Here is a 7,655-nt window from a genome sequence, read left to right as displayed (position 1 = left end):
TCTTCATAATCCCCTTTTTTGGCAAAACTCGCGGAAGCGCTCAGAACCAACGCGATTCCTACTACTGAAACTCCTAACATGACCTTTTTCATTTTCCTCACCTCTTTCAAAAAATGGTTACCATCCACGAAATTTTTTAAAATCATCTTGCTGGCATCTATCACCCGTGGTCTTCCCAAAAGTCTCGGGGTTCATCCGGGTAATCAAAGAGATTAAAATTGATTCTCTTTTTCGGTTTTATCTCTATGCGGCTGTTCTGCTTGCCCTGACTGTCATAGAACTTGTCCCAAAACCGCTTGCTGGATTCGTTGGTTTTAATTATTTTTTTCAACCTTCCCTTAGGATCGAATATTCTGACTTCCTCAAACATGGTGAACTCCTTTCACTGGCTGGAGAAAAAATTGGTTGCCACAACCAGGGAGAATTATTTGGTGATAAAAGCGACCTTTAAAAACTCCCAACATCTTTAAGCCTCCAAACCGAAACGTGAACATCAATTGAACATCTTCTCCTCCATGTCCTCTCACCTCCTATTTAGCAAGCCGGATGCCAGGCAAATAATATTTGCAAAATATAAAAATAAATCGTTTATTTTCAAATAGATAAAATTTATCCGGGAGAATTAAATATAGTAGGGAGCTGCAAAAAAATCCCAATTTGGGACTCAAGATTTCAGCCTGGAATCTTAAAATAGGATTAAATGGGGGATGTCAAAAAGAATGAAAAAAAAAGTAAAGGAGTGGTAAACCGCTGGTTATTTGAGGCTGTATTTTTTTACCAGTCTATAAAGGGTACTGCGGCTCATTGCGAGTTTATTTGCCGCCAGGGGGATATTGCCCTGGGTGGCTTTTAAGGCGTTGGCGATCGCGCGTTTTTCCACTTCCGGCATGGGAATGATAGTCTCTGGAATTCTTTCCGGGTCAAAACCGATTCTCTCGATTTTTTGCCCACGTCCCTCACCGTCCTTGTTCGCCGCCTGGGTGCCTATCGCCTCTTCCAGGGAATCCACCTCAATGGCCTCGGTTTCTGTTTGGATCATGGCTTGAAAGATCGTGTTTTCCAGCTGGCGCACATTTCCCGGCCAGGGATAGGCGACTAATAGCTCCATCGCCTGGGGATGGATAGATGTAACATTTTTGTTCAGTTCCGATGCATATTTTTTCAAAAAATGAATACACAACCGGGGAATATCTTCTTTTCTTTCGCGCAGTGGCGGGACGAAAATGGGAAATACATTCAGGCGGTAATATAAATCCTCGCGGAATTTCCCTGATGCCACAGCTTTCAACAAGTTTTTGTTAGTGGCGGCGATCACCCGCGTATTGACCGAAATTTTGGTGTTCTCACCGAGGCGTTCAAAGTTCTTTTCCTGCAGAAATCGCAACAGCTTGGTTTGCGTGTTCAAGCTCATCTCTGCAACTTCATCGAGAAACAATGTGCCGCCATCGGCCAGTTCCAGCTTGCCGGTCCGGGATTCATCCGCTCCGGTGAACGCGCCCTTCTTATGACCAAAAAGCTCGCTTTCCTGCAGAGTTTCCGGGATGGCCCCGCAATTGATATCCACAAAACATCCACCGGCAAAACAGCCGTTGTAATGAATCGCCCGGGCCACCAGTTCTTTTCCGGTTCCACTTTCTCCCTGTATCAGGACGCTGGCTTTATTGTCCTTGACCTTGTTGATTTTCTCAAAAACGCTTTGAATGAGAGCGCTCTTGCCGATAAACCCCTGTAAATTGTGTTGTCCCTGCAATTCCTCCTGTAAAAACTTGACCTTGTTGAGCAGAGCGTTCTTACTCAAGGCATTTTCCAGCGTGGTGACCAAGCGGGCCTCGTCATAAGGCTTGACGAGGTAATCGAAGGCTCCTTCCTTCAGCGCTTCGACGGCGGTTGCCGCTTCATTCACACTGGTCACCATGATGACCACAGGATCGGCCTGGGACTTTTTAATTTTCTTGAGGGTTTCCATGCCACCGATTCCCGGCATCCTCAAGTCCATAAAAATGGCCAGGGGATTCTCTCCCAGCATGGACAGGCACTCTTCTCCACTGGAAAATTCCATGACCCGGTAGCCCCGGGTTGAGAGCAGAACGGATAATATCCGCCGCAGGTTGGAATCGTCATCCACCACAAATAATAATTTATTTTTCATTCATCTCAGCAAGAACAGGGAGGAGGAAATCAAGAGGACATTATATCCAAAGATATGGCTTCGAAAACTATTTTTTAAAATATCGGAGCACTGATATCTACTGGAAATTCTTTGTAGTTGTGACCCTTTCGTGACTTTATTTTGACGAGTTCGTGATCTCGAATTTCTACACTATTTTTGAGGGAATCTCTAGTTAATGATCTTTGATTATTGCAATCTCCCTTTCTCTTAAATGAGTGGGTTGCCTCCTGTTGACTTTTAGGAGAGCCTTTATATATTTACTCTTAACCCATCTAACGGCGCAGCAGGCGGAATTATGGAAAAAAAATCTCTGCTCAGCAATATTTCCCTGAGCATGCTTAGTGCCATTTTTTTGCTGACCTTCTCTGCTTCGACGCTTTGGGGCAAGACAAACTATTCTCCCTCTGATAGCAGAAAATTATATAAAAAAATTCCAACGGTTAAATGAAATCGTTGTCACCCTGCAGCAACAAGGAGAAACCGGTCCGATCGAAAATTTTGCTAAAAGCGCCAAAGACATTGCAGAAAAAATATTGGCTCCCAACGATCCCGAATACGCGATGGCACTGGACAATCTGGCAGAATTCTATTGGTCACAGAAAGATTTTTCATCCGCCAAACCACTCTACGCACAATCCATAAAAATCCAGGAGTCCCTCCTGGGTTCAGCGCACCCGCGGTTATCACCCACTCTTGAACGTCTTGTGGAATACCATCGATCGCAGAAAGAATATGATGAGATGGAGCCTTTTCTTCTGCAACTTATAAAAATTCAAGAGAAGGCTCTGGGTCCTTATCATCCCGACTTGGTTTCCGTAATTAATCAAACAGCCGAAGTTTATCGGCTCCAGAAAGATCCTGCCAAATTACAGCCTATGCTGGAGTGGCTCCTTAAGATTCATGAAAAATCCGATCATCCTGACCTGATTCTCATAATGCAGGAATTGGCTCAAGTATATCGTGCTCAAGATGAAAAAGTTCTCTTAGAACCCATGCTCATTCGTTTGTTGGAATTACAGGAAAAAACCCTGGACCCAAAACACCCGGATCTTTTTGAGACGACCACCAGCTTATCCGAGCTTTACCAGGGAAAAGGAAACCAGGAGCGGGCCAGGTCCTTATTGATAAAGATGCTGAATATAAAAGAAAATACTCTGGGTCCCAATCACATCGAACTCGCTCCCCTGGTCACCAAGGTAGCGGATTCTTTCCTCGACTCTGGAGATTTTTCTCAGGCAGAGGTTTATTACCGACAATTGTGGAAGATTGCCAAAAATTCTTCCACCCCTCAGCCCCTTCTCAAGGCTTTTGTCCTGCATCATCTTGCTGACATTCAAATGCAACGGGGAAACCCCTTGAGCGCCGAACCTTATTACAGGCAAGCGTTATCTCTTTACGAAAAATCTCTGGGTACCGAGCCTCTTCAGGTTGCTACTGTTCTCAACAGTTTGGGGGATATATTCAGCTCCCAGGGAAATTTTTCCAGTGCTGAACCATTTTATCTCCGTTCGCTGGATATCCGGGAACAATTACTGGGCTCTGAGCATCCAGATGTGGTGAGCCTCCTGGATAACCTTGGTTATGTCTATGGAGTCAGCCGGTTCTATGACCGTGCGGAGTTTTATTACCAAAAGTCGCTGCAAATTAAGGAGAAAGTTTTTGGACCGAATCATCTGGAAATTGTCAAGACACTCGATGGCCTGGCAGAGGTCTATAAGCAAAATAAGAAGCTTGAGAAGATAGAGCCTCTTTACCAAAGAGCGTTGAAAATTCGGGAAAAGTCCCTGGGCCCCTTTCACCTGAAGGTAGCAGAATCTTTGAAAAAACTTGCTGAATGGTACCGCCATATAGGCAAATTACCTGAGTCCGTTGTTCTTTACCAAAGGGCATCAGACATTATCAAAAAATCTAATCAACCTTGAACGGCCTCAAATAATGCTAGTCAAACTGTGCCCACAATGCGGATATCAACTTCCTAGCAAAGCCAAGCGATGTCACTGGTGTAAGTCCCCTGTTAAAAAAATAACAGCGCTCCTGATTTGGATTCTTCCCGTTTTAGCTTTCCTGGTGTTAGTGGCATGGTTTCTGAGTGATGATCTTGCCGTTGTTCCTCTCACTTCAGAATCCCCTCCCGTGGTGCAAATTATTAAAACGGAGCCTCCCGTAAAAAAGTCCGAGGAATATTTTTCGACAATCTATGTTGGAGCGCAGGTTGCCAATTTGCGGAAAAACCCCTCCCTCACGTCTGACACGATCAAAAAATTAAAACCAGGACAACGATTGACTCAAGTGAACCGTTCTGGCGATTGGCTCCAGGTTCTGGCGGATGGCACAGGGATCAGGCCAGGCTGGGTTCATACCTCGCTGGTAGAAAAAACTAATCCTCTTCCAAAACCCACCCAACTCCAAGTGGTGAAAGTTAGTAAAACGGAGCCCTCTGAAAATAAACCCAGTGGAGATTTTTCGACAACCTATGCCAAAAGCCAGCTTGTCAATGTGCATAAAGATTCATCACTCACGTCTCATACGATTGAGAAAATAAGTACGGAACAACAATTGACCCAAGGGAGCCGTTCGAGCGATTGGCTTCAGGTTCTGGAAGATGGCGTGGAAAACAAGCTCGGCTGGGTTCACTCCTTGCTGGCTTCAAAAACTGAACCGCTTCCCAAAACCACCCAACCCCAAGTGGTGAAAGTTAGTAAAACGGAGCCCTCTATAAATAAACCCAGTGGAGATTTTTCGACAGCCTATGCCAAGGGCCAGCTTGTCAGTTTACGAAAAGATCCATCACTCCCGTCTCATACCATTAAGAAAATAAGTACGGAACAACAATTGACCCAAGGGAGCCGTTCGAGCGATTGGCTTCAGGTTCTGGAAGATGGCGTGGAAAACAAGCTCGGCTGGGTCCACTCCTTGCTGGCTTCAAAAACTGAACCGCTTCCCAAAACCACCCAACCCCAAGTGGTGAAGGTTAGTAAAACGGAGCCCTCTATAAATAAACCCAGTGGAGATTTTCCGGTAATTTATGTCAGGGGCCAGTTTCTCAATTTACGGAAAGATCCCTCACTCACGTCTCATACAATCAGGAAACTAAAAAAGGGCCAACGATTGACTCAGTTGAGCCGTTCCGAGAATTGGCTCCAGGTTCTGGAATATGGCGCGGAGGACAGGCCAGGCTGGGTTCATACCTCGCTGGTTGCAAAAATATTACCCCCGCCATCGATCAAAGCTCCTTCTGAACAGAAGGCTTTTAAAATGTTTCGCATATCCTTTGATCAATACAATACCAACATCAAAAAACTAAAAGGAATGCATTTCTTTAATGATGTCGAATATGTGAACCAAGGAGTCATTCAGATAACCGCAACCGACATTTTACTTTCAGCTCCCAAAAAGTATAAGGAAAAATATTTAATTGCATTAATGGAAATGTGGCTGGAAGTGAGAGAAACCACTCAGCCCGCTACCGTCAGAATTGTGGATAAAAACGGCCACCTTCGGTTGCAAGAAGTACAGAACCAATAAAAATCAGCGCCTTTTCCTTCAAAGGCTAGCACCCAAGGTTTTCTCCCGCATACTTTTTATCCCTCTTCCCTTATAATACCCAAATCTTTAATCTAGATTACCTTTTCATAATTCAAAAACCATCGAATCGTTATTTTTCTCATTTCTGTTGTGGGAGTGGCCCTCAGTTTCTAGCTGGCATCCCTCTACCTGAAACAGGTTATGATAGGGGTCATATGGCGACAAAAATATTATCCCTGACCTGCACCCAATGCGATGCGTCCATCGTCCAATATCGCAAACAGGGGTCCGGGGCTCTCATCCGCCTGATCATCGACCGCATTCAGGGACCGCCATCTCTGCTACAATTAAAACAGGTCACCAGCAAGTCGGAATTGCCGCCTTTGGTCTGTCCCAAATGCGGATTTTTGATCGGCGTCCCCATGGAGCATGAGAAAAAGTCGCTGGCTTTTAGGTTGATGAAGGGAACTTTTCGCCGGCAAATAACTTAAAGCAAAACATTAAATAAGAATACCTATCTAATCAATATTAGTTTATTTATAGAATTTATTTTAAAGCGATACTTCATGCTTAAAAATCCGCCTCTAAATTCCATATCTTTGGGCAATGCGATAAAAATATCTTTTTTTGTTTTAGTGACCTGGATCCTGACCGGATGTGGCGAAGCCCACCGTTTTGAGGATTTTACCTTCGTCGGCCCTGGCAAAACCGAGGCAATATTTAGCCAGGACTCGAAGGCTTGCGAGGCGGAAAAAAACAAACACAGCAACAAGATTCAAGGCCGGGAATTTGGATTCAAAGGCCAGGATGTGGGTTATCTGGGCTGTATGAAACTGAAGGGCTGGGAGAAAAAGGAGCCAGGGCTTCGTTGAGTGGGGCTTTGCGTAAGTGGGGTTTTGATAAAAAATGACCAGGAGTCGATGCGGTGGGTTCTTGGGAAAAACTGGTTTTCAATAAAATCCCCCCTTAAAAAAAAGGGGGGATTTGTTTCTCACGCTCCATTAAAGAGGCCATCTGGAATCTTCAAGGAGGTTACCTTGAGACCACCCATCACGTCATCGCTCTAAAGTTTATGTAAATTGGAAGATTAAATGAGTCTCGCAATATTACTCCGAACCGGAATCCTTCCTTTTCCGCACCTCCAAGCTCAAGGTTTCTTCCAAATTAGCCATCTCACGTTTTGAAAATTTGCAATTGAAGCTCAGGAAGTTATCTGCAGAGTTTTTCATGAATCTCAGGATTTCCACATATTTTCAAAATTGGATAGATAATTTCTCCAACACGTCAGACATATCAGACCGCCCGCCCCTCATTTCCTTCAAACTGCTGGCGGCGCAGAAATAATAGCTTTCGCCTTTATCAAAATAAGTCTCCCCCAGGAGATTGGAATTGGGGTTGAACAACCCAAGGTTAAAAAGAAGGAAATCTGCATTTACTTTAAATAGGAAGTACTTCTTGAATTTTTCTTCGAGGGAGGCGGCGATTTGCCCTGCATCGGCATCGATGCCGATTGTGTATTGGTTGGCAAGCGCCTGGGATTTTGGGTTGGCCAAATCCGCCAGCGTGAGAGTGATGTAATGGTTCACATCCTCATCGTATTTCATTTCATTAGCCTTAACCGCTTTCCAGTTTTGCTCCCTCCATTGCTCATCCCGGCCTTCATCAAAAATGAGGTCGAAACCTTCATTGGATTCTTTCCAGCTATTGATTCTGCTCCTCAGAAATTGGTCTGAAAAAAAAGACTCCGTCGTATCAATCTTACCGGTATCAAGGTGCGTGAACTGGACAGGCATGACAACCTCCAAAAAGTTGGAAAGGAATCGCAATGCACAATTAACAGGATACCAGTAATTTCATACTTTTCAAATACTTCCATTAAAAATAGAGCCGGTAACAGCAATAATAAATAGTTATAAATAAAAATATAAATAGTTACAATACTATAAATAAGTCATGATTA

7 protein-coding genes are annotated in these 7,655 nt (G+C 44.2%); 4 read left to right on the top strand and 3 right to left on the bottom strand.

The window, feature by feature from the left end; all coding sequences use genetic code 11:
- Positions 1-160: 160 nt before the first annotated feature.
- Together O3C58_00670 and O3C58_00665 are read right to left on the bottom strand one after the other, a co-directional pair.
- Entirely contained in the window at positions 161-370 is a 210-nt protein-coding gene (locus O3C58_00670) for a hypothetical protein (GenBank protein MDA0690375.1), read from the bottom strand.
- A gap of 384 nt (positions 371-754) precedes the next feature.
- A complete protein-coding gene (locus tag O3C58_00665) occupies positions 755-2,149 on the bottom strand; it encodes a sigma-54 dependent transcriptional regulator (protein MDA0690374.1) in 1,395 nt (464 codons plus the stop codon).
- 554 nt (positions 2,150-2,703) lie between these two features.
- Here O3C58_00665 and O3C58_00660 point away from each other — a divergent pair.
- From O3C58_00660 to O3C58_00645, 4 genes are all read left to right on the top strand, one after another.
- Complete coding sequence (locus tag O3C58_00660; protein MDA0690373.1) at positions 2,704-4,092, top strand: tetratricopeptide repeat protein; 1,389 nt, start codon at positions 2,704-2,706, stop codon at positions 4,090-4,092.
- A 151-nt stretch (positions 4,093-4,243) separates the two neighbouring features.
- The gene (locus O3C58_00655) at positions 4,244-5,695 is read left to right on the top strand and encodes an SH3 domain-containing protein (GenBank protein MDA0690372.1); all 1,452 of its coding nucleotides are present in this window, start codon (positions 4,244-4,246) and stop codon (positions 5,693-5,695) included.
- 215 nt (positions 5,696-5,910) lie between these two features.
- Entirely contained in the window at positions 5,911-6,186 is a 276-nt protein-coding gene (locus tag O3C58_00650) for a hypothetical protein (GenBank protein MDA0690371.1), read from the top strand.
- A gap of 75 nt (positions 6,187-6,261) precedes the next feature.
- Positions 6,262-6,567: a hypothetical protein gene (locus tag O3C58_00645; protein ID MDA0690370.1), complete on the top strand. Its 306-nt coding sequence runs from the start codon at positions 6,262-6,264 to the stop codon at positions 6,565-6,567.
- Positions 6,568-6,948: 381 nt separating this feature from the next.
- Here the strand turns inward: O3C58_00645 and O3C58_00640 are convergent, their stop codons facing one another.
- Positions 6,949-7,488, bottom strand: a complete 540-nt coding sequence (locus O3C58_00640) for a hypothetical protein (GenBank protein MDA0690369.1) — start codon at positions 7,486-7,488, stop codon at positions 6,949-6,951.
- Between the last annotated feature and the right edge of the window lie 167 nt (positions 7,489-7,655).

Source organism: Nitrospinota bacterium (genome assembly GCA_027619975.1).
In the GTDB taxonomy this organism is placed as follows: domain Bacteria; phylum Nitrospinota; class Nitrospinia; order Nitrospinales; family VA-1; genus JADFGI01.
Note: the sequence above shows the minus strand (reverse complement) of the source record. Positions and strands in the feature narration are given on the sequence as shown.

Coding starts and splice junctions, on each gene's coding strand:
- O3C58_00670 (MDA0690375.1), bottom strand. CDS start 370: ATGTTTGAGGAAGTCAGAATATTCGATCCTAAGGGAAGGTTGAAAAAA.
- O3C58_00665 (MDA0690374.1), bottom strand. CDS start 2,149: ATGAAAAATAAATTATTATTTGTGGTGGATGACGATTCCAACCTGCGG.
- O3C58_00650 (MDA0690371.1), top strand. CDS start 5,911: ATGGCGACAAAAATATTATCCCTGACCTGCACCCAATGCGATGCGTCC.
- O3C58_00645 (MDA0690370.1), top strand. CDS start 6,262: ATGCTTAAAAATCCGCCTCTAAATTCCATATCTTTGGGCAATGCGATA.
- O3C58_00640 (MDA0690369.1), bottom strand. CDS start 7,488: ATGCCTGTCCAGTTCACGCACCTTGATACCGGTAAGATTGATACGACG.